At 56.6% G+C, this 26829-nt stretch carries 29 protein-coding genes; 19 read left to right on the top strand and 10 right to left on the bottom strand.

Going from position 1 to position 26829, the window contains the following annotated elements:
* The first annotated feature begins 95 nt into the window (after positions 1-95).
* Genes pilM through hofQ form a run of 5 tightly spaced genes read left to right on the top strand, consistent with a single transcriptional unit; the run spans position 96 to position 3514 of the window.
* Entirely contained in the window at positions 96-902 is an 807-nt protein-coding gene (pilM, locus tag F3I20_RS10840; RefSeq protein WP_150037539.1) for a type IV pilus biogenesis protein PilM, read from the top strand.
* A complete protein-coding gene (locus F3I20_RS10835) occupies positions 899-1444 on the top strand; it encodes a PilN domain-containing protein (RefSeq protein WP_223813095.1) in 546 nt (181 codons plus the stop codon). Before pilM ends, F3I20_RS10835 begins: the two co-directional genes overlap by 4 nt.
* Positions 1437-1934, top strand: coding sequence for a HofO family protein (locus F3I20_RS10830; RefSeq protein WP_150037538.1), 498 nt, complete (start codon positions 1437-1439; stop codon positions 1932-1934). The genes F3I20_RS10835 and F3I20_RS10830 overlap by 8 nt, the downstream gene beginning before the upstream one ends.
* A complete protein-coding gene (locus F3I20_RS10825; protein ID WP_150011078.1) occupies positions 1924-2304 on the top strand; it encodes a HofP DNA utilization family protein in 381 nt (126 codons plus the stop codon). The genes F3I20_RS10830 and F3I20_RS10825 overlap by 11 nt, the downstream gene beginning before the upstream one ends.
* Positions 2246-3514, top strand: coding sequence for a DNA uptake porin HofQ (hofQ, locus tag F3I20_RS10820; RefSeq protein WP_150011076.1), 1269 nt, complete (start codon positions 2246-2248; stop codon positions 3512-3514). Before F3I20_RS10825 ends, hofQ begins: the two co-directional genes overlap by 59 nt.
* 91 nt (positions 3515-3605) lie before the next feature.
* Here the strand turns inward: hofQ and F3I20_RS10815 are convergent, their stop codons facing one another.
* Positions 3606-3800: a hypothetical protein gene (locus F3I20_RS10815; protein ID WP_033734187.1), complete on the bottom strand. Its 195-nt coding sequence runs from the start codon at positions 3798-3800 to the stop codon at positions 3606-3608.
* Between the two features lie 76 nt (positions 3801-3876).
* Between F3I20_RS10815 and aroK the strand changes: the two genes are divergently transcribed.
* From aroK to trpS, 7 genes are all read left to right on the top strand, one after another.
* Positions 3877-4398, top strand: coding sequence for a shikimate kinase AroK (gene aroK, locus F3I20_RS10810; RefSeq protein WP_003852989.1), 522 nt, complete (start codon positions 3877-3879; stop codon positions 4396-4398).
* A 38-nt stretch (positions 4399-4436) separates the two neighbouring features.
* Positions 4437-5525, top strand: a complete 1089-nt coding sequence (gene aroB / locus F3I20_RS10805) for a 3-dehydroquinate synthase (RefSeq protein ID WP_150011074.1) — start codon at positions 4437-4439, stop codon at positions 5523-5525.
* A 72-nt stretch (positions 5526-5597) separates the two neighbouring features.
* On the top strand, positions 5598-6617 hold the full coding sequence (locus F3I20_RS10800; RefSeq protein WP_150011072.1) for an SPOR domain-containing protein: 1020 nt from the start codon (positions 5598-5600) through the stop codon (positions 6615-6617).
* Between the two features lie 93 nt (positions 6618-6710).
* A complete protein-coding gene (gene dam / locus F3I20_RS10795; RefSeq protein ID WP_150011070.1) occupies positions 6711-7526 on the top strand; it encodes an adenine-specific DNA-methyltransferase in 816 nt (271 codons plus the stop codon).
* Between the two features lie 67 nt (positions 7527-7593).
* The gene (gene rpe, locus F3I20_RS10790) at positions 7594-8277 is read left to right on the top strand and encodes a ribulose-phosphate 3-epimerase (protein ID WP_013359278.1); all 684 of its coding nucleotides are present in this window, start codon (positions 7594-7596) and stop codon (positions 8275-8277) included.
* Entirely contained in the window at positions 8261-8938 is a 678-nt protein-coding gene (locus F3I20_RS10785) for a phosphoglycolate phosphatase (RefSeq protein ID WP_150011068.1), read from the top strand. The genes rpe and F3I20_RS10785 overlap by 17 nt, the downstream gene beginning before the upstream one ends.
* 16 nt (positions 8939-8954) lie before the next feature.
* Positions 8955-9956 (top strand): tryptophan--tRNA ligase, encoded by a 1002-nt coding sequence (gene trpS, locus F3I20_RS10780; RefSeq protein WP_150011066.1) that lies wholly within the window; start codon positions 8955-8957, stop codon positions 9954-9956.
* A gap of 59 nt (positions 9957-10015) precedes the next feature.
* Here trpS and cysG read toward each other — a convergent pair whose 3' ends face one another.
* The 3 genes from cysG to nirB are packed head-to-tail and all read right to left on the bottom strand — an operon-like array spanning position 10016 to position 14288.
* Positions 10016-11380 (bottom strand): siroheme synthase CysG, encoded by a 1365-nt coding sequence (gene cysG, locus F3I20_RS10775; RefSeq protein ID WP_150011064.1) that lies wholly within the window; start codon positions 11378-11380, stop codon positions 10016-10018.
* Positions 11381-11424: 44 nt separating this feature from the next.
* Entirely contained in the window at positions 11425-11751 is a 327-nt protein-coding gene (nirD, locus tag F3I20_RS10770; protein ID WP_013359274.1) for a nitrite reductase small subunit NirD, read from the bottom strand.
* Positions 11748-14288 (bottom strand): nitrite reductase large subunit NirB, encoded by a 2541-nt coding sequence (nirB, locus tag F3I20_RS10765; RefSeq protein ID WP_150011062.1) that lies wholly within the window; start codon positions 14286-14288, stop codon positions 11748-11750. The genes nirD and nirB overlap by 4 nt, the downstream gene beginning before the upstream one ends.
* Positions 14289-14509: 221 nt before the next feature.
* Here nirB and F3I20_RS10760 point away from each other — a divergent pair, with 221 nt between their 5' ends.
* Positions 14510-15787, top strand: coding sequence for a cytosine deaminase (locus tag F3I20_RS10760; protein WP_150011060.1), 1278 nt, complete (start codon positions 14510-14512; stop codon positions 15785-15787).
* A gap of 35 nt (positions 15788-15822) precedes the next feature.
* Here F3I20_RS10760 and tsgA read toward each other — a convergent pair whose 3' ends face one another.
* Complete coding sequence (gene tsgA, locus F3I20_RS10755) at positions 15823-17001, bottom strand: MFS transporter TsgA (RefSeq protein ID WP_150011058.1); 1179 nt, start codon at positions 16999-17001, stop codon at positions 15823-15825.
* A 261-nt stretch (positions 17002-17262) separates the two neighbouring features.
* Here tsgA and ppiA point away from each other — a divergent pair, with 261 nt between their 5' ends.
* From ppiA to argD, 5 genes are all read left to right on the top strand, one after another.
* The gene (ppiA, locus tag F3I20_RS10750) at positions 17263-17835 is read left to right on the top strand and encodes a peptidylprolyl isomerase A (RefSeq protein WP_150037537.1); all 573 of its coding nucleotides are present in this window, start codon (positions 17263-17265) and stop codon (positions 17833-17835) included.
* A 99-nt stretch (positions 17836-17934) separates the two neighbouring features.
* On the top strand, positions 17935-18105 hold the full coding sequence (locus F3I20_RS10745) for a YhfG family protein (RefSeq protein ID WP_150011054.1): 171 nt from the start codon (positions 17935-17937) through the stop codon (positions 18103-18105).
* Positions 18095-18688 (top strand): putative adenosine monophosphate-protein transferase Fic, encoded by a 594-nt coding sequence (locus F3I20_RS10740; protein ID WP_150037536.1) that lies wholly within the window; start codon positions 18095-18097, stop codon positions 18686-18688. Before F3I20_RS10745 ends, F3I20_RS10740 begins: the two co-directional genes overlap by 11 nt.
* Positions 18689-18729: 41 nt before the next feature.
* Entirely contained in the window at positions 18730-19305 is a 576-nt protein-coding gene (locus F3I20_RS10735) for an aminodeoxychorismate/anthranilate synthase component II (protein ID WP_150011050.1), read from the top strand.
* A gap of 81 nt (positions 19306-19386) precedes the next feature.
* Positions 19387-20607, top strand: coding sequence for a bifunctional acetylornithine/succinyldiaminopimelate transaminase (gene argD, locus F3I20_RS10730; protein WP_150037535.1), 1221 nt, complete (start codon positions 19387-19389; stop codon positions 20605-20607).
* Between the two features lies 1 nt (position 20608).
* On the opposite strand, the gene F3I20_RS10725 is transcribed toward argD, so the two are convergent.
* Together F3I20_RS10725 and crp are read right to left on the bottom strand one after the other, a co-directional pair.
* A complete protein-coding gene (locus tag F3I20_RS10725; protein WP_150011046.1) occupies positions 20609-22684 on the bottom strand; it encodes a YccS/YhfK family putative transporter in 2076 nt (691 codons plus the stop codon).
* 57 nt (positions 22685-22741) lie between these two features.
* Positions 22742-23374, bottom strand: coding sequence for a cAMP-activated global transcriptional regulator CRP (gene crp / locus F3I20_RS10720; protein ID WP_003852956.1), 633 nt, complete (start codon positions 23372-23374; stop codon positions 22742-22744).
* Positions 23375-23677: 303 nt separating this feature from the next.
* Here crp and F3I20_RS10715 point away from each other — a divergent pair, with 303 nt between their 5' ends.
* Positions 23678-24082 (top strand): OsmC family protein, encoded by a 405-nt coding sequence (locus F3I20_RS10715; RefSeq protein ID WP_003852949.1) that lies wholly within the window; start codon positions 23678-23680, stop codon positions 24080-24082.
* A gap of 536 nt (positions 24083-24618) precedes the next feature.
* On the opposite strand, the gene F3I20_RS10710 is transcribed toward F3I20_RS10715, so the two are convergent.
* From F3I20_RS10710 to F3I20_RS10700, 3 genes are all read right to left on the bottom strand, one after another.
* Positions 24619-25488, bottom strand: coding sequence for a phosphoribulokinase (locus tag F3I20_RS10710; RefSeq protein ID WP_150011044.1), 870 nt, complete (start codon positions 25486-25488; stop codon positions 24619-24621).
* Positions 25489-25549: 61 nt separating this feature from the next.
* Positions 25550-25768: a YheU family protein gene (locus F3I20_RS10705; RefSeq protein WP_013359263.1), complete on the bottom strand. Its 219-nt coding sequence runs from the start codon at positions 25766-25768 to the stop codon at positions 25550-25552.
* 4 nt (positions 25769-25772) lie between these two features.
* Positions 25773-26789: a hydrolase gene (locus F3I20_RS10700; RefSeq protein WP_150037534.1), complete on the bottom strand. Its 1017-nt coding sequence runs from the start codon at positions 26787-26789 to the stop codon at positions 25773-25775.
* Between the last annotated feature and the right edge of the window lie 40 nt (positions 26790-26829).

Raw genomic sequence — 26829 nt, 5'->3', positions numbered from 1 at the left:
GTTTGAGCAGTTTATAAACAACCGCGCGGTAGTATAAAGGCAAGCCAGACGCTTTGATATGTCCATCTTTCCCGAACGATAAGGAGATCGCGCGCATGGCTTTTCATACCTGGCAAATTGGGCTGGATATTCAGAATAGGCAGATTTGTGCCCTGGCCCTCCAGCCGCATCGTGATGGCTGGCAGCTACGCCACTGGTGGCAGCAGCGGCTGCCGCAAGATACGTTAAGAAACGGCGTGCTGCAATGTTCGCCTGAATTAGTGGCAGCCTTAACAGCCTGGCGTCAGCGGTTGCCGCGTCGTTACTCGCTGCGGGTCGCGCTGCCCACCCGGCTGGTACTGCAGCGTCAGCTCTCCCTGCCCGCACAGTCGCTCAATGAGCCTGCGCTGGGGCACTACGTGCAGGCGGCCGCACGTCGTCTCTTTCCGCTGGAGCCTGCTGCGCTGGCGCTGGATTATCGGGCCGATGCACAGAGCGGTCAGCTCTGCGTCACGGCGGCCCGGCTGGAGATTATAGACCAGTGGGCAGCGCCACTGCTGCAGGCGGGTTTAAAGCCGCAGGTGTTTGAACTGACTACCGAAGCGCTCAGGCGGTTAGCCCACCAGGCCGCGCTGCAGGAGGGTGAGGTACTGGTGCTGCAGCAGGATAACCGGTGGCTCTGGAGCGATGTGCATACCGCGGCTGAGAACGGCGAAGCCACTTCGCTTGCGGCACTGCAGCAGCAGTCTTTCCCCGATGCCCGTTCTGTCGCCTGGTGCTCAGCCGATAATTCTGCGCTGCCCGCTGACGCTCGCGCGTTTTCCCCCTTTGATCTGTTCCGTTATAAACAGCCGCCGTTACCGGAAAGTCCGGGTGCCTTTGCGCTGGCGGCCGGGCTGGCGATACGCGATGGAGATAAATGATGGTCGCCGTGAATCTGCTGCCGTGGCGGCAGCGCCGTCAGCAACAGCAGCGGCGACAGAGCCTTATCGTGCTGTCACTGATGCTGGGTGCTGTTCTGGTGGGAGTCATACAGCAAAGCTGGCGCATCTGTCAGGCGCGTAAGCAGGTGGCGCAGACTAGCAGGGAGCAGCAGCAGGTACTGCAAAACCTGGACGCACAACTGGCGCAGCAGAAAACGTTACTGGCGCAGCTCACGGTAGTGCAAAAACAGCAGGCGAAGCAGCGCCAGCAGTCTGTGCAACTGGCCGCATGGCATCAGTTCTGGATCGATTTACCCGCGTTACTGCCTGACACCGCCTGGCTGACCCGGCTGGAGAAGCTCGACAATCGTCTCACGCTGGAGGGGCTGGCGCAGGATATGGCGGCGGTCCAGCATTTCCGTGAGCAGTTAACCACCATCGCCCTGTTTGGCCAGGTGAGGCAGGGCAGCGTTAAGCGTCAGGCTGATAGTCATTATCGCTTTTCATTGCGGGCAGAGGTGCAGGAGATGGCTAATGAATGAGTGGTGGGATCGCTGGTGGCAGATGGCTGCACGTCCGCGTTACGTCTTGCTCGCCGCCCTCTCATCCGGCCTGTTACTGATCTCGTGGGCTTTCTGGTTGCGGCCACAGCAGCAGGCACTGATCGCTGAACAGCAGAAACTGTTGCAGTTGAACCGTATCCTGCAGCAACGCCAGCAGCAGTGGGGTCAGAACCCGGATATTGCGCAGTTGCAAGGGCAGCTGGAGTCGATGCAGATTGCCAGGCCTGCACCGGGCGCATCGGGCCGGGCAGTGGAAGCGATGCTGGCGACACGACGTTATCAGCTGGAAGAGTGGCAGCCGGATTCTCCTTCACGCACGCTGACCCTGCATCTGCAGTGGCCGGCGTTTCAGTCACTTTTTGCCGAGCTTGCCGATGCTTCCCTGGCGTTTCCGGTGCATTTTCAGCTGCTGGCGCAGCCGCAGCATCTGGTGGCTCAACTCTGGCTGGAGCCTGACGATGCGCCTTAGCCTGCTGATTTTACTGCTGTGCTGTGGCGGTGTGCTGGCGCGTGATCCGTTCCGGCCTGTTGCCGATGCAGCTTGTGAGGCGCTCATGGAACCGCTTACCGGCTGGCGTCTGCAGGGGATCATTGGCCGTGAGACGCATTTTCATGCCTGGCTGCTGAACCCGAAGGGAGAGAGCATCGCGGTCCGCACAGGTAAACCGTTTCCCCTGTCGCCCTGGCAACTCGCTGATATGACCCGCCGCAGTCTCTCCTTAGCGGTACCGAATAGCTGCACAGCACAACAGACTTCGTTTTACTTAAAAGGACGTTCGCATGAAAAGGATAGCCACTCTGCTGCTCATAAGCTGCCTGCTGCCGGTCTACGCCGCTGATGACGAGCCTCTCAGCCTGACATTTGATAACGCGCCGGTAGCGCGCATTTTGCAGGCGCTGGCTGACTATCAGCAGATTAACCTGATGATTGCACCAGAAGTTGAAGGGGCGTTATCGCTGCGGCTTGATAACCTGCCGTGGCATCAGGCGCTGGATCTGGTGGCGCGCATGGCCAAGCTGACGCTGATAGAACAGGATAATGTCCTGCTGGTCTATCCTGAAAGCTGGCAACAGGAACAGCAGAAGACGCGACAGGCTGAGCAGCAGGCCCGATTGCAGCGTGAGCCTTTGCAACAGCGCGCCGTGATATTGCGTTACGCCAGTGCCAGCGAGGTGCATGCCAGTCTGGTGAGTGAACGGCAGTCGCTGATGAGTGAGCGCGGTAGCGTAACGGTCGACAAACGCACCAACGCCCTGTTACTGCGCGATACGGCGGCAGCGTTGAAAGAGACGGAACGCTGGATACGGGCGCTGGACCTGCCACTGGAGCAGATCGAGCTATCGGCGCATATCGTCACAATCAGCGAAGAGCATCTGCAGGAGCTGGGTGTGAAGTGGGGATTGCAGGCCGGTGACGCCGCCGTGACTGACATCCTGCATCATCCACGGCTGGATATTCCGCTGGCGGTCAGTTCGCCCGGCATCAGCATGGGTATGGCGCTGGCGCGCATCGGCGGCCAACTTCTGGATCTGGAATTAAGTGCGCTGGAGCAGGAAAACCAGATTGAAATCATCGCCAGTCCACGCCTCTTTACCTCACATCAGCAGACCGCGTCGATTAAGCAGGGTACGGAGATACCTTATGAAGTGTCGGCGGGAAACAGTGGAGCTACCAGTATTGAGTTCAAAGAAGCGGTGCTGGGCATGGAGGTAACACCGACGATTTCCGGGAATGGCCGCATCCAGCTGAAGATCCATCTCAGTCAGAACATGCCGGGTCGCAGCATCAGAACCGGCGACAGCGACATATTATCCATTGATAAACAGGAAATTGAGACGCAGGTCACGGTCAGTGACGGGCAAACACTGGCGTTAGGGGGTATCTTTCAGCAGCAGCGCAGTCATGGAGAAAATAAGGTGCCGCTGCTGGGAAATGTGCCGCTGATTGGCGGGTTGTTTCGTCAGCAATCTGAACAGCGCAAAAAAAGAGAGCTGGTGATCTTCATAACGCCGCGATTGGTCAGGGAAGCAGCGCTTACGGCGGGATAAAACGGAAAATGCGTTCCTTAAGGCCATCTGCGTTGACGCAGGAGAGGAATTAGCTTACAAGGTTTAGCGATTTTCAATACGGTGTAACCGTCTATGCAGGGTAAATCCCGGCAAACAGATCAGAAAACTCCTCTGTAAGCAGCGTTGTAAAGACGCAGCGCTGGCGCGTTACAGTTTCGCGAACACAGGCCAATTCAGAAATGGATGTGCTGAAGGCAATATAATCGGTTGCCAAACAGCCTTGAGTGTTGAGATAATTTTTCATCTGACTCTTGCTAACGCTCATGAGGTCTCAGTTCCTGTCCCGCCAGCAAATGCTGAACGCGGGGTATCATTAACGAATTCTTAGTAATACCGACAAAATGGCAGAGAAACGCAATATCTTTCTGGTTGGGCCGATGGGTGCCGGCAAAAGCACTATTGGCCGTCAGTTGGCTCAGCAACTCAACATGGAGTTCTTCGATTCCGATCAGGAAATTGAGCGACGCACCGGAGCGGATGTGGGCTGGGTTTTTGATGTCGAAGGCGAAGCTGGCTTTCGCGATCGCGAAGAAAAAATCATTAACGAACTGACCGAGAAGCAAGGCATCGTCCTGGCGACAGGCGGTGGTTCCGTCAAATCCCGGGAAACGCGTAATCGTCTCTCCGCCCGCGGTGTTGTGGTTTATCTTGAAACCACCATCGAAAAGCAACTGGCGCGCACCCAACGTGACAAAAAACGTCCGTTGCTGCAGGTGGATTCACCGCCGCGCGAAGTGCTTGAAGCGCTGGCTGGCGAACGCAACCCGCTCTACGAAGAGATCGCCGATGTAACCATTCGCACAGATGATCAGAGTGCGAAAGTGGTGGCGAATCAGATTATCCACATGTTGGAAAAAAGTTGATCCAACGTTCGAAGGCTTTTTAACAGGTATCGGGCATCATGGAGAAGATCACCGTCTCACTGGGGGAACGCAGTTACCCCATCACTATTGCCGCCGGACTGTTTAACGATCCGGCTTCTTTTTGGCCGCTGACCGCGGGCGAAAACGCCATGGTGGTGACAAACCAGACGCTGGCTCCGCTCTATCTTGACCAGCTGACAGCATGTCTGACGGCGGCAGGTGTAAAAGTGGATCAGGTGATCTTACCCGACGGCGAGCAATATAAGACGCTGGCCGTGATGGATCAGGTTTTTACCGCACTCCTGCAAAAGCCGCACGGTCGTGATACGACGCTTGTCGCCTTAGGCGGCGGCGTCATTGGCGATCTTACCGGTTTTGCTGCGGCCAGTTATCAGCGTGGCGTACGCTTTATTCAGGTACCGACCACCTTACTGTCGCAGGTTGATTCTTCGGTTGGCGGCAAAACGGCCGTTAACCATCCGCTGGGCAAAAACATGATCGGCGCATTTTATCAACCCGCGTCGGTGGTGATTGATACGGCCTGTCTGAAGACGCTGCCTGCGCGTGAACTGGCGTCTGGCTTAGCGGAAGTCATTAAGTACGGCATTATCCTCGACGGTGCGTTTTTCCAGTGGCTGGAGCAGAATCTTGATTCGCTGCTGGCGCTGGATGAACAGGCGCTGGCGTACTGCATTCGTCGCTGTTGTGAACTGAAGGCTGAGGTCGTGGCGGCCGATGAGCGTGAAAACGGTCAGCGGGCGTTGCTTAACCTGGGCCATACTTTTGGTCATGCGATTGAAGCACACATGGGCTACGGCAACTGGCTACACGGTGAAGCGATTGCTGCGGGCATGGTGATGGCAGCACGTACGGCTGAACGTCTGGGACAGTTCCAGCCGCAGGAGACCGACCGCATTATTGCCCTGTTCCAGCGTGCCGGTTTGCCGGTGCATGGGCCGCAGGCGATGAGTGCAGAGATGTATCTGCCGCACATGATGCGCGATAAAAAAGTTCTGGCGGGCGAACTGCGGCTGATACTCCCGCTGTCGATTGGCCGCTCTGAAGTGCGTGGTGGCGTGGCACATGATATGGTGCTGGCTGCAATTAACGATTGTCAGCAACCCTGAGATTAAGCAGTTGAGTGGTGACGCGGCGCGCAGGGTGCGCAGTGCGGAATGCCGCTTTACGGAGGAGCCAAAATGGATGAGTTTAAACCGGAAGACGAGTTAAAGCCTGACGCCAGCGACCGCCGTCCCTCGCGCCCTCGTAAGTCCTCTACTGCGGCCAAAACACCGGTTTCGCGCCAGCGTATCATGATGGGCGTCGGAATCCTGGTTCTGCTGTTACTGGTGCTGGGGATCGGTTCGGCGCTGAATGGCCCGGATGAGAAAAAACCGGCCACGGCGGGCACAACCCCTGCCGCCAATGGCGGTTCCGGCAGCGAAAAGAATATTGACCTGGGCGGCTCCTCTTCCCTGTCCGGTGGGCAGACGCCTCCATCAGATGCGCAGACTACCCCCGCCACCAGCGGTGATGCTGCCTCTAATCCGCAGCGCGATATCTCAATGCCGCCTGTGGCTTCAACGCCTACGCAGGCCGCACCGGTTGATGCGCCCGCGAATCAGCAGCGTGTCACACTGCCCGGCGATCTGAACAGCGCGCTGACTAATCAGCAGCAGCAGGTTGACAGTGCCGCGATGGGCACGCAGAGCGGCAGTTCACTGCCAACGGCGCCAGCAACGGTCAGCGGCAATGCCGGAACGGCTGCCAATCCTGTCACCGCACCTTCAGTCCGTCAGACACCGAACAAATCAAATACGGCTGCTCGTTCGGCGCACGATTCATCGCATAAAACAGCGTCGAAGCCTGTAACCCGTGACAGCAAAACGCATACCACGCCAGCGCGTACGCCAGTGAGTTCCGCGGCAGCGGGCAGCAGTTCAGCCAGCAAATCACTGCCAGGTGGAAGTTATACTCTGCAGCTGAGCGGTGCGTCGAAGCCGGAAAGCCTGAATGCCTGGGCTAAGCAACAGAATCTGAGTGGCTATCACGTCTACAAAACCACCCGTAACGGTCAGTCGTGGTACGTGCTGGTGAGTGGCTCCTATGCCACACCGGCCGATGCCAAACGCGCTGTAGCATCGCTGCCTGCAGACGTGCGTGCGAAGAACCCATGGGTAAAACCCGTCAGCCAGGTGAAGAAAGAAGCCAGCCAATAGCGGATGTGGGGCCAGGCTCTGGCCCCGTTTTAAGCGCAGATCTGCTGTCGGTCCAGCCACAGCCTCACAATAAGATGTAATAACCACGACAGCATGAAAAAAAATCGCGCTTTCCTGAAATGGGCAGGGGGAAAATTTCCCTTAGTAGAAGAGATCCATCGTCATCTGCCGCAAGGCGACTGTCTGGTCGAGCCATTTGTTGGCGCGGGCTCGGTGTTTCTGAACACTGAATTTGATCGCTACCATCTGGCTGATATCAACAGTGACCTGATTAATCTCTATAACACTGTCAAAACGCGCACGGCGGATTTCATCCGTGACGCGCAGCTGCTGTTTACGCCCGAAGGTAACAACGAGATCTGTTATTACCAGCGGCGCACCGAATTTAATACCAGCACCGACGCCTACCAGCGCGCGCTGTTATTTCTCTATCTGAACCGTCACTGTTACAACGGCCTCTGCCGCTATAACCTGCGTGGTGAGTTCAACGTGCCGTTTGGCCGCTATCGCAAACCCTACTTTCCGGAAGCCGAACTGTTATGGTTTGCCGAGCGAGCGCAAAAAGCGACGTTTGTCTGTGAATCGTACGATGTTACCCTGACCAGTGCCGGTAAAGGCTCAGTGGTCTATTGCGATCCGCCTTATGCACCACTGTCGGCAACGGCCAATTTTACGGCTTATCACACCAACAGCTTCAGCCTGCGTGAGCAGGAGAATCTGGCGGCGTTAGCGGCACAGCTGGCTGCGTCGGAGCACCGGATTCCGGTACTGATTTCTAACCACGACACTGCACTGACGCGTTTATGGTATCAGGATGCAGTGTTACATGTGGTCAAAGCCCGGCGTTCTATCAGCCGGAGCATAGCCGGTCGCACCAAGGTCGACGAACTACTGGCACTTTATCGCTAGTCTGTTTCGTCCGCGACCAACGCATTACGCCAGCCTGAGTGCTGGCGCACAACAGTGGGAGAATCGGATGAAACAATATTTGCTGGCCCCTTCAATCCTGTCGGCGGACTTTGCCCGGCTGGGCGAAGACACAGCCAAAGCGCTGGCGGCCGGAGGTGACGTGGTTCACTTCGACGTAATGGACAACCACTACGTCCCTAATCTCACCATGGGTCCGATGGTGCTGAAAGCACTGCGCGACTATGGCATCACTGCGCCTATCGATGTGCACCTGATGGTGAAGCCGGTGGATGCGCTGATCCCGGAGTTTGCCAAAGCCGGTGCCACCTATATTACCTTCCATCCCGAAGCCAGCGAACACGTTGACCGCACCCTGCAACTGATTAAAGAGCATGGCTGTAAAGCGGGTATGGTGTTTAATCCGGCGACCCCGCTGAGCTACCTCGATTACGTCATGGATAAGCTGGATATCATTCTGCTGATGTCCGTAAACCCTGGTTTTGGCGGTCAGTCATTTATTCCCGGTACCCTGGATAAACTGCGTGAAGCGCGCAGACGTATCGATCAGAGCGGCTATAACATTCGTCTCGAAGTGGATGGCGGCGTGAAGATCGACAATATCCGCGAGATTGCGGCTGCCGGTGCCGACATGTTTGTCGCGGGTTCTGCCATTTTCGGACATCCTGACTATAAAAAAGTGATCGACGATATGCGCAACGAACTGGAGAAAGCCAATGGCTCATTTCACTGATATTCGTGCGCTGGCGTTTGATCTCGATGGCACGCTGGTGGATAGCGCGCCAGGCCTTGCCGATGCGATCGACCGCACGCTGAACGATCTTCGCCTGCCACGGGCGGGCCTTGAGCGTGTCTCAACCTGGATTGGCAATGGTGCCGATATCATGATGGCCCGCGCGCTGACCTTCGCGCTGGGCCGTGAGCCGCAGCCGGAAGAGCAGCGCGATGCACGCGCGCTGTTTGACCGCCACTACGCCGACACCGTGGATGCGGGCAGCACACTGTTCCCACAGGTGAAGCAGACGCTGGATGCCCTAAAATCTTCCGGGCTGCCGATGGCGATTGTGACCAACAAGCCGACGCCGTTTGTGGCACCGCTGCTTGAATCGCTTGGCATTGCCGATGCGTTTTCGCTGATTATCGGTGGTGATGATGTGCCGGTTAAAAAACCGCACCCTGCAGCGATCTTTATGGTGCTGGGCACCTTCGGCGTATTGCCGAACGAGTTGCTGTTTGTTGGCGACTCTCGCAATGATATCCAGGCGGCGCAGGCGGCGGGCGTGCCCAATGTGGCCATGACCTATGGCTATAACTATGGCGAGCCGATTGCCACCAGCCAGCCCGATTTAACCCTCGACTCTTTCGACGAACTTTTGCCCACACTGGGGCTGTAAATATCAGGACTCAAGTATGAAACCCATCGTTTTCAGCGGCGCACAGCCGTCCGGCGAACTGACCATTGGCAACTATATGGGAGCGCTGCGTCAGTGGGTGCAGATGCAGGATGATTTCCACTGCATTTACTGCATTGTTGATCTGCACGCGATCACTGTGCGTCAGGATCCTGCTGCATTGCGTAAAGCGACGCTGGATACGCTGGCACTCTATCTGGCTTGTGGTATCGACCCGCAAAAAAGCACCATCTTTGTTCAGTCGCATGTGCCAGAGCACACGCAGCTGAGCTGGATCCTGAACTGCTACGCCTATTTCGGTGAACTGAGCCGTATGACGCAGTTCAAGGACAAATCAGCGCGTTACGAAGAGAACATCAACGCCGGGCTGTTCGACTACCCGGTTCTGATGGCGGCAGACATTCTGCTCTATCAGACCAATCAGGTGCCAGTCGGTGAAGATCAGAAGCAGCATCTGGAGCTGAGCCGTGATATCGCGCATCGTTTCAATGCGATCTATGGCGACATCTTCAAGGTGCCGGAGCCGTTCATTCCGAAGTCTGGCGCGCGCGTGATGTCGCTGCTGGAACCGACCAAAAAAATGTCCAAGTCTGACGACAACCGCAACAACGTGATCGGCCTGCTGGAAGATCCGAAAGCGGTGGTGAAGAAGATTAAACGCGCCGTTACTGACTCTGAAGAGCCGCCAGTGGTGCGCTACGACGTGAAAGAGAAGGCGGGCGTCTCTAACCTGCTGGATATTCTGTCAGGCGTGACCGGTAAAACCATCGCCGAGCTGGAGCAGGAGTTCGAAGGCAAGATGTATGGCCACCTTAAAGGTGCAGTAGCTGATGCCGTGTCAGGCATGCTCTCCGAGCTGCAGGAGCGTTATTACAGCTTCCGCAACGATGAAGCGCTGCTGGAGCAGGTGATGCGTGATGGCGCGGCGAAAGCACGCGCACAGGCGCAGGAAACGCTGAAGAAGGTTTACGAAGCGGTAGGCTTTGTCGCGATGCCGTAATGGCTGAGCAGAAAAACAGGACGGCGGGCATCATGTCCGCCGTTTTTTTACTTGCCGATTCAGAACCAGCGCAGGCTGTCACGCAGACTCACCACGCTGCCGATGATCATCAGGCTGGGACTGTTCACCTGACCGGCTAACGCCTCCAGCTCGTTCAGCGTCCCGGTGACCACGCGCTGACGCGTGCTGGTGCCGTTTTCCACCAGTGCCACAGGCATATCACTGCGCATCCCGTTTTTTATCAGCTGCTGCTGAATCTCTCCGGCCTGGGCCAGCCCCATATAAAAGACCAGTGTCTGCTGCTCTGCCGCCAGCGTCTGCCAGGCGAGCGTACCGGATTTCTGCAGATGGCCGGTAACCAGCCTGACGCTCTGCGCATGATCGCGATGGGTCAGGGGAATGCCACTGTAGGCCGCACAGCCTGATGCCGCGGTGATGCCCGGCACCACGCTAAACGGAATCTTCAGCTGTGCCAGCGCTTCCAGCTCTTCACCGCCGCGACCAAAGATAAAGGGATCGCCGCCTTTCAGGCGCACCACACGTTTGCCGCGCAGCGCCTGTTCGCAGAGCAGCTGGTTGATCGCATCCTGCGGTACGCAGTGATATCCGGCGCGTTTCCCGACAAAAATGCGTTCGGCATCGCGGCGCACCAGATTCAGGATCTCATCGGAAACCAGCCGGTCATAGACGATGACGTCCGCCTGCTGCATCAGCTGCAGGCCTTTGAGTGTGAGCAATCCGGCATCGCCCGGACCGGCACCGACCAGCGCCACTTCACCCTGACTGGCGATATCTGCGCTAAAAAGCGCGTCGGTAATCTGATCCGCGCGTTCACTGTCGCCGTTAGCCAGTGTCTGGGCCAGCCGCTCGCTGTGAAAGAAGCGCTCCCAGAAATGGCGTCGGGCATTGAGTGAGCCGAACTGCTTTTTCACCCGATCGCGCAGGGTTCCCGCCCGCTGTGCCAGCTGGCCCAGATGTTGCGGCAGCATCGCCTCCAGTTTCTCCCTCAGCAGCCGCGCCAGCACCGGCGCGCGTCCCCCGGAAGAGACGGCGACCATCAGCGGCGAGCGGTCGATGATCGACGGCATAATGGCGCTGGCCTGCTGTGGTGCATCTACCAGATTGCAGAAGATCTGCTGCTTTTCAGCTGCCTCTGCCACCTGCTGATTGACCACGTCATCGCTTGTCGCGGCGACCACCAGCCAGCAGCCGGTCAGCCACGCTGGATCGAAATGCCCTGGCAGCAGGGTGACGGCTTTCTGCTGTGCCCATTGCAGGAAGGCAGGGGAGAAATCAGGGGCACCGACCCAAAGATCGGCACCAGCCTCCAGCAGCAGACGCGCTTTTCGCTCCGCCACATCACCCGCGCCGACCAGCAGGCAGCGACGGCCCTGCAGGCGGCAGAACAAGGGAAAGTAGTCCATCAGAGATCCTTAAAAAGCCCGCGGAGGCGGGCTGTTGACAGGCGTTACAGGCAGACTTCAACCTGTCCGGCATTGACCCGCACCGGCCAGGCCGCCACGGAGCGGGTTTCATCCTCCATGCAGTAGCCATCGCTAAGGCGAAAATGCTGTTTCTTCAGCGGGCTGGCCACCCACAGCGCATCCTGATGTTCGGCGATAATGCCGCGTGACAGCACGCTGGCATCGGCAAACGGGTCGATATTGCTGATGGCATAAAGCTGCTCATCGTCGCGCGGGCGGAAGATAGCCACCTGCTGACCTTTGACCAGCGCGCAGACGCCGGTGGCGGGCAGGATCTGCGTCAGCGGGCACACCGGATTCCACTGGCTCATGATTCGGTCTCCTCAATCAGGGTTACGGCAATACGTTCTTCAGGGCGTGCCGGACGATGCTGGTCGCGCTCTGCCACCCGCTGCACTGCAGGGTCGCGCTGCGGCGAGTTGATAAAGTGGGCAAAGCGCGTCAGCTGGCTTTCATCTTCCAGCGTCGCCTGCCATTCACAGCGAACACTGGCGCGCAGCGCGGTCAGTTGCTGCTCCATCTGGCTGTTGATGCCGAGTTTGTCATCCACGATCACGCTACGCAGATAATCGATGCCGCCCTCCAGACTCTCCAGCCACAGTGAGGTGCGCTGCAGGCGGTCGGCGGTGCGGATATAGAACATCATGAAGCGGTCGAGATAGCTGACCAGCGTCTGCTGATCGAGATCTGCCGCCAGCAAATCGCCATGACGCGGTTTCATGCCGCCGTTGCCGCAGACGTAGAGGTTCCAGCCTTTTTCAGTGGCGATAATGCCGACATCTTTGCCCTGAGCTTCTGCGCATTCACGGGTGCAGCCGGAGACACCAAACTTCATTTTGTGCGGTGTGCGGATGCCTTTATAGCGGTTCTCCAGCATGACGCCGAAGCCGAGGCTGTCGCCCACGCCGTAACGGCACCAGGCGCTGCCGACGCAGGTTTTCGCCATACGCAGCGCTTTAGCGTAGGCCTGACCGGTTTCAAATCCGGCCTCGATCAGCTGCGACCAGATAGCGGGCAGATCGTCTTTCTGCGCGCCAAACAAGCCGATGCGCTGCGAGCCGGTGATTTTGGTATAGAGCTGATAGCGTTCGGCGATCTCGCCAATCACTTTCAGTCCGTGCGGCGTGATTTCACCGCCGGGCGAGCGCGGGATCACCGAATAGGTGCCATCTTTCTGGATATTACCCAGATAGAGGTCGTTGCTGTCCTGCAACGGCGCGTGCTGCGGCTTGAGTACGTATTCGTTCCAGCAGGAGGCGAGCAGGGAGCCCACCGCAGGCTTGCATATTTCACAACCGTAACCCTGACCATAGCGGGCCAGCAGCTCATCAAAGGTTTTAATCTCTTCCACCTGAATCAGGTGATACAGCTCCTGGCGTGACCAGGCGAAGTGGGCACAAAGATGGTTATTGACCTCGATGCCCTGACGGCTGAGTTCGCTGTTCAGTACCTGAGTAATCAGCGGAATACAGCCGCCGCAGCCTGTACCGGCTCGGGTGCTGCTTTTCAGCGCGGCGACGGTGTGACAGCCACCCTGAACCGCTTTGATGATGTCGCCTTTGCTGACGTCGAAGCAGGAGCAGATTTGCGCGCTGTCAGGCAGGGAATCGACGCCGATAGCCGGTTTATTTCCGCTGCCCGCAGGCAGAATCAGCGCTTCCGGGTTATCCGGCAGCGGAATACCATTCAGCACTAGTTGCAGCAGGTTGCCATAGTCGCTGGTGTCTCCCACCAGCACCGCACCCAGCAGGGTTTTCTGATCTTCGCTGATAATCAGGCGTTTGTAGACCGATTTGCTTTCATCCAGCCAGACCACGCTGCGAGCGCCTGGCGTGGTGCCACGCGCATCGCCAATACCGCCAACATCGACACCCAGCAGCTTGAGTCTGGCGCTCATGTCCGCGCCGGTAAACGTATTGTCACGGCCCAGCAGATGGTCGCTGGCGACCTGCGCCATTTTGTAACCCGGTGCCACCAGGCCATAGACGCGATTCTGCCAGGCGGCACACTCACCGATGGCGTAAATGGCGGGATCGCTGGTGCGGCACTGGTCATCAATGGCGATCCCGCCGCGCGGACCCAGGGTCAATCCACACTGTTTTGCCAGTTTATCCTGCGGGCGAATGCCGGTGGAGAAGACAATGAAATCGACTTCCAGCGCACTGCCGTCGGCGAACTGCAGCGTTTTACCGCCGTGCTCATGATGCACTATCTGCTGGGTGTTTTTTCCGGTGTGGACCCGCACGCCCATCTGCTCAATCTTGCGACGCAGCTGTTCCCCGCCTTGCTGATCGAGCTGTTCTGCCATCAGTACTGGCGCAAATTCAATAACGTGGGTTTCAATACCCAGATTTTTCAGCGCGCCCGCCGCCTCCAGTCCCAGCAGGCCGCCGCCAATGACCGCACCGCGTTTGCTGCGGCGCGAGCAGGCTTCGATAGCGTTGAGATCTTCGATGGTGCGGTAGACAAAGCAGTCGCTGCCTTCGGCACCGTTAATCGGCGGGATCCACGGATAAGAGCCGGTGGCAAAAATCAGCGTATCGTAGTAAACCGCGCGACCGGTGCTGGAGTGGATGAGCTTCTCATCACGGTTAATGGTGATGGCGCGTTCGCCCAGCAGCAGATTGACCTGATGTTTGTCGTAATAGCCTTCACGAACCAGCGACAGCTCTTCGGCGGTGTGATGGGAGAAGTAAGCGGACAGGTGGACACGGTCGTAGGCGACGCGGGGTTCTTCACAAAAGACGGTCAGCGAAAACTGGTCGGGTTCCGCTTTCTCAAGTAACTCTTCTATGAAGCGGTGGCCGACCATGCCGTTACCGATAACGACGACATTGTGCTTGCTCATTTTTGCCTCAAATTTACGATATCTGCGGCTACAATAGCGCGCCCTATCTGACGCTTATTGATATGTATCAACCACAACGCCATATACCCATTAAGAGGTATATGTTTGATTTTAATTGGGTTTATCTGGCGCAGCTAACCTGCTGAATATCCTGCATTGCTGATGAGGGTATGAATCGTGTTAGTTTTAACCACACCGGTTTTTCGGATAAGGAATCAGCCATGCTGTCACCTAAGTGGATCAATAATGTGCGTCTGCCCTGGCGGGAAGGATTGTGGCAAATCGAAATCGCCGACGGAAAAATAGCCCGCATCTCAGCCCAGCCGCAGCAGCCTTCTCCGGTGGAGCAATCGCTGGACGGCGAAGGCGGCTTAGCCTGCGCACCCTTCATTGAGCCACATATTCATCTGGATACCACCCAGACGGCGGGCGAACCGGCGTGGAACCAGTCCGGTACGCTGTTTGAAGGAATTGAGCGCTGGGCCGAGCGCAAGGCGCTGCTCAGCCACGAAGATGTGAAGCAGCGGGCGTTGCAGACGCTGAAGTGGCAGATCGCCAACGGCATTCAGTTTGTGCGCACCCATGTTGACGTGTCAGACCCCTCACTGACGGCGCTGAAAGCGATGCTGGAGCTGAAAGCAGAGATGGCACCGTGGATCACGATTCAGATAGTGGCATTTCCTCAGGAGGGCATTCTCTCTTATCCCAACGGCGAAGCGCTGCTGGAAGAGGCGTTGCGACTGGGCGCGGATGTTGTCGGTGCCATTCCTCACTACGAATTCACCCGCGAGTATGGCGTTGAGTCGCTGCATAAAACCTTTGCGCTGGCTAACCGCTATGACCGGCTGATCGATGTTCACTGCGATGAGATCGATGATGAACAGTCGCGCTTTGTGGAAACCGTGGCGGCGCTGGCCCATCGCGACGGCAACGGCGCACGCGTGACGGCCAGTCATACCACCGCGATGCACTCTTACAATGGCGCGTACGCCTCACGACTGTTCCGGCTGCTGAAGCTGTCGGGCATTAACTTTGTCGCCAATCCGCTGGTCAATATTCACCTGCAGGGCCGCTTTGACACCTATCCCAAGCGGCGCGGCATTACGCGGGTGAAAGAGATGCTGGAGGCGGAGATTAACGTCTGCTTCGGCCATGACGATGTGTTTGATCCCTGGTATCCGCTGGGCACCGCTAACATGCTGCAGGTGCTGCATATGGGATTACATGTCTGTCAGCTGATGGGCTATGAGCAGATTGATGCAGGTCTGGATCTGATTACGCACAATAGTGCAAAGACGATGCAGCTTGCAGGCTATGGCATTCAGAGCGGCAACGAGGCCAGTCTGATTATACTGCCAGCAGAGAGCGGTTTTGATGCGGTAAGAAGGCAGGTCCCGGTGCGCTATTCACTGCGTCGCGGTGTGGTCGTGGCGGAGACGAAGCCTGCAGAAAGCGAGATTTACTGGCGGGAACGGGAGCGCGTAGACTTCCGGCGTTAACGAGCAGGGCGGCAATCACTCGCCGCCCTGAAGGATTAATGCGTGACGTGACCGTGAGTACGATGACGGCTGACAAAGCCGAGCAGCGCACACATGACAAATACCACGGCGTAAAGCGCGTTGGCGGTCGCCAGTGCGGTATGCACACCACTTTTCTCAACGATAGGTGCCGTCACCACAAAGGTCAGCATGGTGCCGACGGTGCCGCAGGTCAGAATGAAGTTCACCAGCTTCGGTGAGGCGACTTTGGTCTGCAGCGAACCCAGGGTGATGATGGTGGTGTAGATCGCACTGGAGCTGAAGCCCAGAATCATGATGATCCATTTCAGCATGCCGGCATCGCTGCTGCTGACGAACCAGTACATCAGCACCGTAGCCAGACCCGCCAGCACCATCAGAATACGTTGCAGGTCGAAGAAGCGCAGCAGGAAGCTGAAGGCCCACATGCCGACCATATACGCCGTCCAGAAGCTGCCCACCAGCTGTCCGGCATCATTGATGTTCATGCCCATGACTTTGGTGGCATATTCCGGCACCCAGGAGATGAAGCCGAGCTGGCCGAGAATGTAGCAGAGTGCCGCGACAGCCAGCAGCAGCACGCCCACACCCCATTTCTCTTTCTCAACGGTCGGGCTGTTTTCAGGCTTGCGCAGCACCGGAAACTCCACACACAGCGTCATGATGAAGATCGCGACGTAGATGAAGCCGATGCAGACATAGACCCAGTACCACGGCAACTGACGCGCCAGCAGAATGCCAGCCAGCACCGGAAACAGCGTGCCCGCCATGCTAAAGAAGGAGTCGGTAAACAGCAGCCGTGAACCGCGCTGACGGCCTTCATACATGTGGGTAATCAGGAAGGTGCCGATCGACATGGTGATGCCGCTGACTACGCCCAGCACAAACATACAGAGCGAGAAGATGGTCAGATCGCGGCTGGTCATTAATCCGATGATCGCCAGGACCATCAGGACGAAGCCGAAAATCAGCTGGCGCTTCAGTGGCACAATCACCATCAGCCAGGCGTTCAGGAAGACCGCCGCCAGGATGCCGCTGTTGAGGAAGGTGAAGGTATTACTCATGCTGGAGATGGGAATCTGGAAATCTTTCGCGATATCGCCCATTACCATGCCGGTAACGATCACCAGCGCGCCGGTCAGCGCGTAGGAGAAGAAGCTTATCCAGGTAAGGCCAATACGATTACGGTTTGTCATGTTCTGAACCTGTTGAGAACCGGGTGCCAAAAAGTGTCAGAAAGTGTAAACGGAACTGTGATCTTAATAAACAAGCAGTGAAACTACAGATCTATATTTCATGTGTTGTGTGATTTTAATCACGCAATTAGGGTTGTTTAACGTTTGCTCAGCGCATTTGCCGTAACAGCGTAAATATAAGTAAAACGCTGGCTCATAGAATCGAGTCTCTCTACAATCAATCACGTTTTTGTGCCCGCTCTCCCAGGTAAGGAATCTTTCATGTTTAAACGTACTTTAACAGCGGCCATCACCTTGTTAGCGCTCTCTACCGTTTCCGCCCAGGCGCTGGCTGCAAAAGGTGACACCCACGTTCTGCTCACCACCTCCGCCGGCAATATCGAACTCGAACTGAATAACCAGAAAGCGCCGGTTTCTGTGAAAAACTTCGTTGATTACGTCAACAACGGTTTTTACAACAACACCATTTTTCATCGCGTGATCCCCGGCTTTATGGTGCAGGGTGGTGGCTTCACCACGGATATGCAGCAGAAGCAGACCAACGCGCCAATTAAAAACGAAGCTGACAATGGACTGCGTAATCTGCGCGGTACCATCTCTATGGCGCGTACCGCCGATAAAGACAGTGCCACCAGCCAGTTCTTTCTCAACGTCGCGGATAATGCCTTCCTCGACCACGGCCAGCGAGACTTCGGCTATGCCGTATTTGGTAAGATTGTGAAAGGTCAGGATGTGGTTGAAAAAATTTCTCAGGTTCCGACCAAAGATGTGGGTCCGTACCAGAATGTGCCGTCCAAACCGATAGTTATCCTCTCCGCCAAAGTCCTGCCTTAACGATTTTTGTCGCCATCTGCGGATGGCGATCGCCTGCCGCTTCCGGCAAAGCCAGAATTTGCTCTTATACTTAGGGCAAAAACCTGAGCAGGAGGCGGTATGGCGAACAAACTCACCGAAAAACAGAAGGTCACACTGTGGCAACAGCGGCGTAGCGCCAGTTATCAGGCCAGTTGTAAGCTGGAAGGCTTCGCGCTGAATGAAACCAGCCTGAACAGTGAAGATGCGGCTGCACGCCTGGCCTCACTGAGGAGGCAATATGGACTCTAATACCGCAGTGACCCAGGATCCTTACCTGTGGCAGCATGACATGGTGCTGAAAAATCTGGTCGATATTCATGATGCCGCCCAACTGCGCAAGGCGGAGCTGAGCTTCAGTGCAGCGCGTGCCGCCACGCTGGAGCTGGGACCGCGTAATCCCGGATTGCCTTACCTGCGCCAGATCCACCGCACGCTGTTCCAGGACGTTTACAGCTGGGCCGGCGAACTGCGCACCATCGATATCTGGCGTGATGAAACGCCGTTCTGCCATTTTGAATATATCGAAAAGGAAGGCAATGCGCTGATGGCCGCGCTGGAAGAGGAGAAAGGACTCGCTGAGCTGCCGCGTGACGCGTTTATCCAGCGCATCGCCCATTACTATTGCGAAATCAATATGCTGCATCCTTTCCGTCATGGAAATGGCCGGGCACAGCGCATTTTCTTTGAACAGCTGGCGTTGCATGCCGGTTATCTGCTGTCGTGGGAAGAGACGGACGCAGAGAGCTGGAAAGCCGCTAATCAGGCGGGTGTAGCTGGCGATCTGACGCCGCTGGAGCAGGTGTTTGCGAAAGTGGTGAGTGAGGCGGCTTAACCGCGTAGAATAGCGGCGCGATTTATCATTCTGGACGCGTCATGCTGCTGCTTATCGACAATTACGACTCCTTTACCTGGAATCTTTATCAATATTTCTGTGAGCTGGGCGCGCAGGTTCAGGTGGTGCGCAATGATGCCATCACCCTGGAGCAGATGGCAGCGTTACCTCTGACCCATCTGGTGATCTCCCCAGGCCCCTGCACGCCGTCAGAGTCGGGTATCTCGCTGGCGGCGATTCGGCATTTCGCCGGTAACGTGCCGGTGCTGGGTGTCTGTCTGGGCCATCAGGCGATCGCGCAGGCGTATGGCGCGCAGGTCGTGCGAGCACGACAGGTAATGCACGGCAAAACCTCTGCGATTCAGCACACCGGTCAGGGCGTGTTCCGCCATCTCAATAATCCCCTTACTGTGACCCGCTATCACTCCCTGATTGTGCAGCGCGATTCTCTGCCCGAGGCGTTCGAAGTGACGGCCTGGACGGTGCGTGACGGCGAGCCTGACGAAATTATGGGATTCCGCCATAAAACCCTGGCGCTGGAAGGCGTGCAGTTCCATCCCGAAAGCATTCTCAGCGAGCAGGGACATCAGCTGCTGCGCAATTTCCTTACGCAATAAGTTGCCTTTGAATGATTTTTTATGCATATTTTGTGATTATTATTTCAATGTCGCACAACAATCATTCAAATGGGGTCACTAATGGCAGCGGAAAAAATGGCGGTCACGCGGGAGACGTTCGATAACGTTATTTTGCCTGTTTATGCACCTGCGCAGTTTGTGCCGGTAAAAGGCAAGGGCAGTCGCGTATGGGATCAGCAGGGCAAAGAGTATATCGACTTCTCGGGTGGTATTGCTGTTACCGCACTTGGACACTGCCATCCTGCGCTGGTGGAAACACTGAAAAGCCAGGGCGAGACGCTGTGGCACACCAGCAATGTCTTTACCAACGAACCGGCACTGCGTCTCGCCAGTAAGCTCATTCAGGCGACCTTTGCCAATCGCGTCTTCTTCGCCAACTCCGGTGCCGAAGCCAACGAAGCTGCGTTTAAACTGGCGCGCTATTACGCCTGCAAACGTCACAGTCCGTTCAAAAGTAAGATCATCGCGTTTCATAATGCCTTTCATGGCCGGACGCTGTTTACCGTTACGGTGGGCGGCCAGCCAAAATATTCTGACGGATTCGGTCCGAAACCGGCGGATATTGTCCACGTACCGTTCAATGACCTGGACGCTGTAAAAGCGGTCATTGACGATCACACCTGTGCCATTGTGGTTGAACCGATTCAGGGTGAGGGCGGCGTCATGCCTGCGACGCAGGAATTTATGCAGGGACTGCGTGCGCTTTGCGATCAGCATCAGGCGCTGCTGGTACTGGACGAAGTGCAGAGCGGCATGGGACGCAGCGGCAAGCTGTTCGCCTATGAGCATTATGGCGTCCAGCCCGATATCCTGACCTCAGCCAAAGCGCTGGGCGGCGGTTTCCCGGTCAGCGCCATGCTGACCACCAACGAGATTGCTTCGACCATGGCACCGGGCGTGCATGGCACCACCTATGGCGGCAACCCGCTCGCCTGTGCCATTGCCGAAACCGCGCTGGATATTATCAATACGCCGGAGGTGCTGGCGGGCGTGGAGATGCGTCGCCAGCACTTTGTCACGGCGCTGCAGGCCATCGACGCAAAGTATGACCTGTTCAGTGACATTCGCGGTAAAGGTCTGCTGATTGGCGCGGCGCTTAAACCTCAGCATGCCGGCAGGTCGCGCGACATTCTGAATGCCGCTGCCGCTGAAGGTGTGATGGTACTGGTAGCTGGCACCGATGTGATGCGTTTTGCCCCGTCGCTGATCATCGAACCGGCCGACATTGAAGAGGGCATGAGCCGCTTCGCCACCGCCGTCGGCAAAGTGCTTAACGGCTAGCTTAGTTTTTACGTAAGCGTCTGATCAGCCAGCGGCCATGTTGCGGTCGCTGGTTCCACGCCAGCGATGAAATGGTGTACATCACGCTCAGATGATCGAGAATGCGCCGCACATGCTGCTCCACCACCGTAATCGGTCCCTCACTGATGTTCTCCAGGTCATCCAGCAGATTCACCTGTGAGCTTTCACCATCATATTCCAGCCGCTGCTGACACCGCTGCAGCGCAATTTCGCAGGATTGCAGATAGCGTTGAGCCAGCGAGGCGGTCAGCATCGTGTGCTCGCGCGCCAGAATCGTTATCGCATTGATATGCTCGACAATAAACTGACTGTGGGTGACCCAGAGCCGCATATCAGTCAGATAGCGCGAGTTGAACGCGGGTTCCTGCATCGCCTGATTTAGCGAGTTAAACAGCGCATTGTGTGCCTGATTCACTTTCACTCGCTGATAAGCCAGTTTCTCTGGCGACTGTTCATCGCCCAGCAAGAGCCGCAGTGCATCCTGGTAGGTTTCCAGCGCGTCGTGGGCGTTCTGCCGCAGTAAGCCGCTCTGCCACTGCGGCCATAACCACAGCATCCCGCCAAAGGCGATCAGACAGCCCATCAGCGTATCCATCAGTCGCGGCAGCAGAAACTGCGCACCATTCAGTGACAGCAGTTGCAGCGAGTAAACTGCCGTGACCGTAAAGCCAATCATCGACCAGCCATAGAACTGGCGGGTAAAGCGATAGCTGATAAAGGTTATCGCCAGCATGATCAACAGCACCAGGGACTCCGGCACCGCCAGCCGCAGCGTAGCGGCCGCGATGACCAGGCCGGCAAAGGTGCCCAACGCCCGGTGCTGAATACGGACGCGGGTGGCGCTGTAGCCGTTCTGGCTGACGAACATAATGGTCATCAGGATCCAGTAGGGTTTGGGGATATTAAAGAACAGCGCCAGCGCGCTGCCCAGCATCAGCATCACCGCAAAGCGACCCGCCGTACGCAGCGCCGACGAGCGAAACGAGAGATAGCTGCGCAGCGCCGGTAACAGCGGCAGGCGGCGCTGGCGGTCTGCCATCAAATCGCGCTGGTAAAGCGGCTTCTGGGTGCGCAGCACCCGCGCAATGCGGTTGAAGTGATAAAGGCAGAAGTTACCCACCGGATTATCGGGATGCTGATGGGCGATTTTCTCCAGCGCGCCGAGCTGTTTATCCATCGCAAAGCGGTCGGGTAACTGGTGATAAAGAATGTTATCTGCCAGCACCCGCAACCGGGCCGAGATGGTTTTGGCATTCCAGCGGATCACCGCTTCAGCATGGCTCTGCTCTACCAGCTTCTGTACTTCTTCCGGCCGATGCAGGCTGACCGAGATATGCTCCTGCAGATCGAGCGCCACCTGGAAAGCGCGCGTTAGCCGCTTATGGCTGTGATCGCGGCTTGCCGACAGCATGTGCATCTGCTGATAACAGGTGTTGATCAGATCGACCACTTTCTGCTGGTGAGCCAGCAGCGGCGGCAGCGCTTTTTCGGGATCGGTCAGCTGCGTCAGCAGGGTATATTTGGCGTCACAGTAGTTGGCCAGCTCGCGGTAAATCAGGCTCAGGCTCTCCCGCATCGGCTGCTCTTTCCACAGCCAGAACCAGAACCAGTTAAATATCCCATACCAGAGTGTGCCGCCGATATAGAGCAGCGGAGTGACATAGATGGGCATGCGGCCAATCAGGCTGAGGGTAAAGATGGCGGCAATAAGCGTACCGGGCAGCAGACGGCCGTGCAGCGGGCTAATCTCACCGGTGACGCCAAGCAGCAAAGGCATAGCGAAGAGGATCAGCGGCAGTGGAATCGCATGCAGGGTGAGCCACTGGATCAGAAAGCTGCCGAGGGCAAACAGGCTGCCGCCCACAATCAGACGTTTGAAAAAGCGTTTATGCGGAGTATCGAGACCGGCGATATTGCAGCAGGCGGGCACTAATGAGAACAGCAGACCTTTTTGCAGGTCGCCAGCCAGCCAGCCCAACGCGACCGGCAGGCAGAGCACCAGCGTTTGCCGCAAGGCGTAGTTAACTTCAGGATGATAAATGATTCGACGCCACATCGGCCCAACACAAACAATAACGGCGTGATGTTGCCATCACGCCGTGGATGACAGGAGTTAGCGGGTGCCGTAAACGACGATGGTTTTACCGTGTGCGGAGATCAGGTTCTGATCTTCCAGCATCTTCAGAATACGGCCCACGGTTTCACGTGAACAACCCACAATCTGGCCAATTTCCTGACGAGTGATTTTAATTTGCATGCCGTCGGGATGCGTCATGGCATCTGGCTGCTTCGCCAGGTTAAGCAGGGTCTGAGCAATGCGTCCGGTGACGTCGAGGAAAGCGAGGTTACCCACTTTTTCAGACGTGACCTGCAGGCGACGCGCCATCTGCGAGGAGAGTCGCATCAGGATGTCGGGATTCACCTGGATCAGCTGACGGAATTTCTTGTAAGAAATCTCCGCGACTTCGCACGCGCTTTTCGCACGTACCCAGGCGCTGCGCTCCTGACCTTCTTCGAACAGGCCAAGCTCACCAATAAAATCGCCCTGATTCAGGTAGGAAAGAATCATCTCTTTGCCTTCTTCATCTTTAATCAGAACCGCGACGGAACCTTTCACGATGTAGTAAAGCGTTTCTGCTTTTTCACCTTGGTGAATCAGCGTACTTTTGGATGGATACTTGTGAATATGGCAATGGGACAGGAACCATTCGAGTGTAGGGTCTGTTTGCGGTTTGCCGAGAACCATTCGCTATTATCCTCTGTTGTAATCGTGCCCAAAATACAGGGGGCAGTTTTCCCTGTCAGGCGGTGAAAGCTTCAAGCGTTTCCTTTTCAGGAAATTATTCGGGCCGCATCAGGCGCAGTGCGCTTCATTCTTCCCGGCTTCGCCATCGGGTGACGAAAAATATTTTCAGCACTGTTTGTAGCACAGCTTTTGCCGACTGTCTTCTGTTGTCTCGCTTCAGCTACAGGCGGATTTCTCTGGATTGCTGTTTACCAGGTGAAAGCGTACTCTGGCGACAAAACAGCGTATTCCGGAGCAAAAATCATGCAGGCAAGAGTGAAATGGGTAGAAGGGCTGACATTCCTTGGAGAATCCTCATCCGGCCATCAGATACTGATGGATGGCAATTCGGGTGATAAAGCGCCCAGCCCAATGGAGATGGTGCTGATGGCGGCAGGTGGATGCAGCGCGATTGACGTGGTATCAATTCTGCAAAAAGGCCGCAACGATGTGGCTGATTGTGAAGTAAAACTGACCTCAGAACGTCGTGAAGAAGCACCGCGAATCTTTACGCACATCAACCTGCATTTTATCGTGAGTGGCAAAGCGCTCCAGGATAAAGCGGTCTCACGCGCCGTCGATCTTTCGGCAGAGAAATACTGCTCTGTGGCCATCATGCTGGGTAAAGGTGTGACGATTACGCATAGCTATGAGGTGATTGAGCTGTAGTATCTGAAAACGACCATTAACGGCCCGTGCAACATTGGGCGGCGGTAAGATCGAGCCTGCGCAGAAAACCGGGCCAGATCGGAAAGTCGCTTAAACCATCCCTGGGCGCTCGGCCCACGCAATTACGCACCTCATCCCTGAGGTGCGCCCGTGACCGGGCCAACGCGTTGCGTTGTTCAAAAACGCTCCCGGCGTTTTTGTCCCTGGCGTGGGATGCTTTCCTCTTCTGACCCGGTTCCCTGCGTGTTGAGCTTATATGCTGCTGTCAGATTCTTTGTGATCAGGGTCTGTCTGTAGCGAGCTCCCTGAAACCGGATGTGGCTGCCGGACGTGAAGCGAAGGGAGCATACACCTGTAGCAAAGCATAGCGGGCCAGGGATGGCCCGCGCTGAGCCTGCCAGGGATGGCGGTTTTGCGTCTTTGCGAAAGGCGTATGCTCCCTGAAGCCTGCTCAGCAGCAAGCCTTTATCCGCAGAAAAGCCGGTTTTACATTTTTGCGAAAGGCATCTGCTGTCTGAGGGTTTTTTGCTGACCTCTTACTCTATCCGCTTACCTTCCATCAGCCGCTTCACCAGCGGCCCCATGATCAGCTCCATGGCCAGACCCATTTTGCCGCCAGGCACCACCAGCGTATTGATGTGCGAGATAAACGACCCCTGCAGCATCGCCAGCAGGTAGGGGAAGTCGATATCCTCCAGTCCCTGAAAGTGAATCACTACGAAGCTCTCATCCAGTGACGGAATGGTGCGGGCAGCGAACGGGTTGGAGGTATCGATGGTTGGAACGCGCTGAAAGTTGATATGGGTACGTGAGAACTGGGGCGTAATGAAGTTGATGTAATCCTCCATCGACCGCACCACCGAATCCATTACTGCTTCACGTGAATGACCGCGCTCGCCAGTGTCGCGCACCAGTTTCTGAATCCACTCCAGGTTAACAATCGGTACCACGCCCACCAGCAGATCGACCTGTTCCGCCACGTTGTGCTGCGCCGTCACCACACCGCCATGCAATCCTTCATAAAAAAGAATATCGGTGTTCTGCGGTAGCGGCTGCCAGGGCGTAAAAGTGCCGGGCACCTGGTTCCAGGGCACCGCCTCATCGTAAGTGTGCAGATATTTACGCGACTGCCCCTGTCCACTGTGGCCATACTCTTTAAAGCTCTGCTCAAGCAGGCCAAAGTCATTGGCTTCCGGGCCAAAGTAGCTGATGTGACGTCCTAAATCGCGCGCCTTACGAATCGCCATATCCATTTCCGGGCGGGTAAAGCGGTGAAAACTGTCACCTTCCAGCTCCGCTGCATGCAGGTCAAGCTGCTGGAAGATTTTGCGGAACGCCAGGCTGGTGGTGGTGGTTCCTGCGCCGCTGGAACCGGTCACCGCGATAATGGGATGACGAGCAGACATAGAAAAGCTCCCTGTGTGGTCGGGCAATGAGCATTGTTATCATGAAATGCCCGCCGGTGCATCAGCCGCGAAATTCTTTACGCGGCATGATGTTGACCGATTCATGCAGTTCCGACCATACCAGTACCACTTCACCGGTTTCCAGCTGGCGTCGCACATCAGCCACCTTGTCCAGCAGGCTACGTTCATGCTCGCCATAGTCAGTGCCTTCACGCAGCACAAAGGTTTCAATCAGATTTTCAAGGGTCTCAGGTGAGACCTGTTGCCAGGGAATAATCACGAGATCAGTTATCCAGAAAAGGGGCGATCCACTGCGGGATGCGCTGTTCCAGCCACATTTCAGGCTGGCGTAACGTCCCGCCGACAAAACCGACGTGGCCGCCGTGTGGTGTCAGTTGATACGTAATAGTGGCAGATAATTGGCTGCTGTGCGGGATCACCTCATCACTCATAAAAGGATCGTCTTTGGCGTGGATGATCAGCAGCGGTTTCTTTGCGTGCTGCAGCCAGGGCATGGCGCTGGCCCGATGATAGTAATCGGCCGCATCGACAAAACCGTGGGCGCGGGCGGTAATCGCATCATCAAAATCGCGCAGTCGCCGCAGCGCTTTTAACTGCGCCAGATTGACTGGCAGCGTATCCGGCCAGGCGTGCAGTTTGCGGCGGGCATTTTTCTTCAGCTGCGCCAGCAAATAGTATTGATAGAAGCGTGAGAAGCCGCGTTCCAGTTTTACGCTACACGGCTCCAGCTGCAGCGGGGCGGAGACAATGACGCCCGCCTCCACTTCAGCAGCTGCGCCCTGCTGGCCCAGCAGGCAGCCCAGCATATTGCCGCCCAGTGAAAAACCGACGGCGGCGGTCGGCACCTGGCCCCAGCGGATACGCAGCCAGTGCAGAAAAAAGCGGGCATCTTCCGTTTCGCCGGAGTGATAGATGCGATTGAGCCGGTTAGGTTCGCCGCTGCAGCCGCGAAAATGCATCACCACTGCCAGCCAGCCGCGCGCACGGCAGATGTTCATCAGGCCATGAATATAGGGGCTGTGAAAGCTGCCCTCCAGCCCATGAAACAGTACGACACGCGGTTTATGCCGCCCCTGTTGTGGATCTTCGCTCCAGGCGAGATCGACAAAGTCGCCATCCGGCAGATCGAGTCGCTGCCAGTGAGGCACGAACGTGACACGGCGACGCAGCAGGCGCGGCAGCATTGTCTGCAGGTGGGCGTTACGCAGGCTGTCAGGCGGCGTGAATTGCTCGTTTTCCGGTCCGGTAAATTTCATGTGGTAAAAGCTTGTCTGTTCCATATCACACTGTTAGCTTCGATAAGTTTTTTCTTGCAGGGGT

Source organism: Candidatus Pantoea gossypiicola, assembly GCF_008632075.1.
Taxonomy (GTDB): domain Bacteria; phylum Pseudomonadota; class Gammaproteobacteria; order Enterobacterales; family Enterobacteriaceae; genus Pantoea; species Pantoea gossypiicola.
Note: the sequence above shows the minus strand (reverse complement) of the source record. Positions and strands in the feature narration are given on the sequence as shown.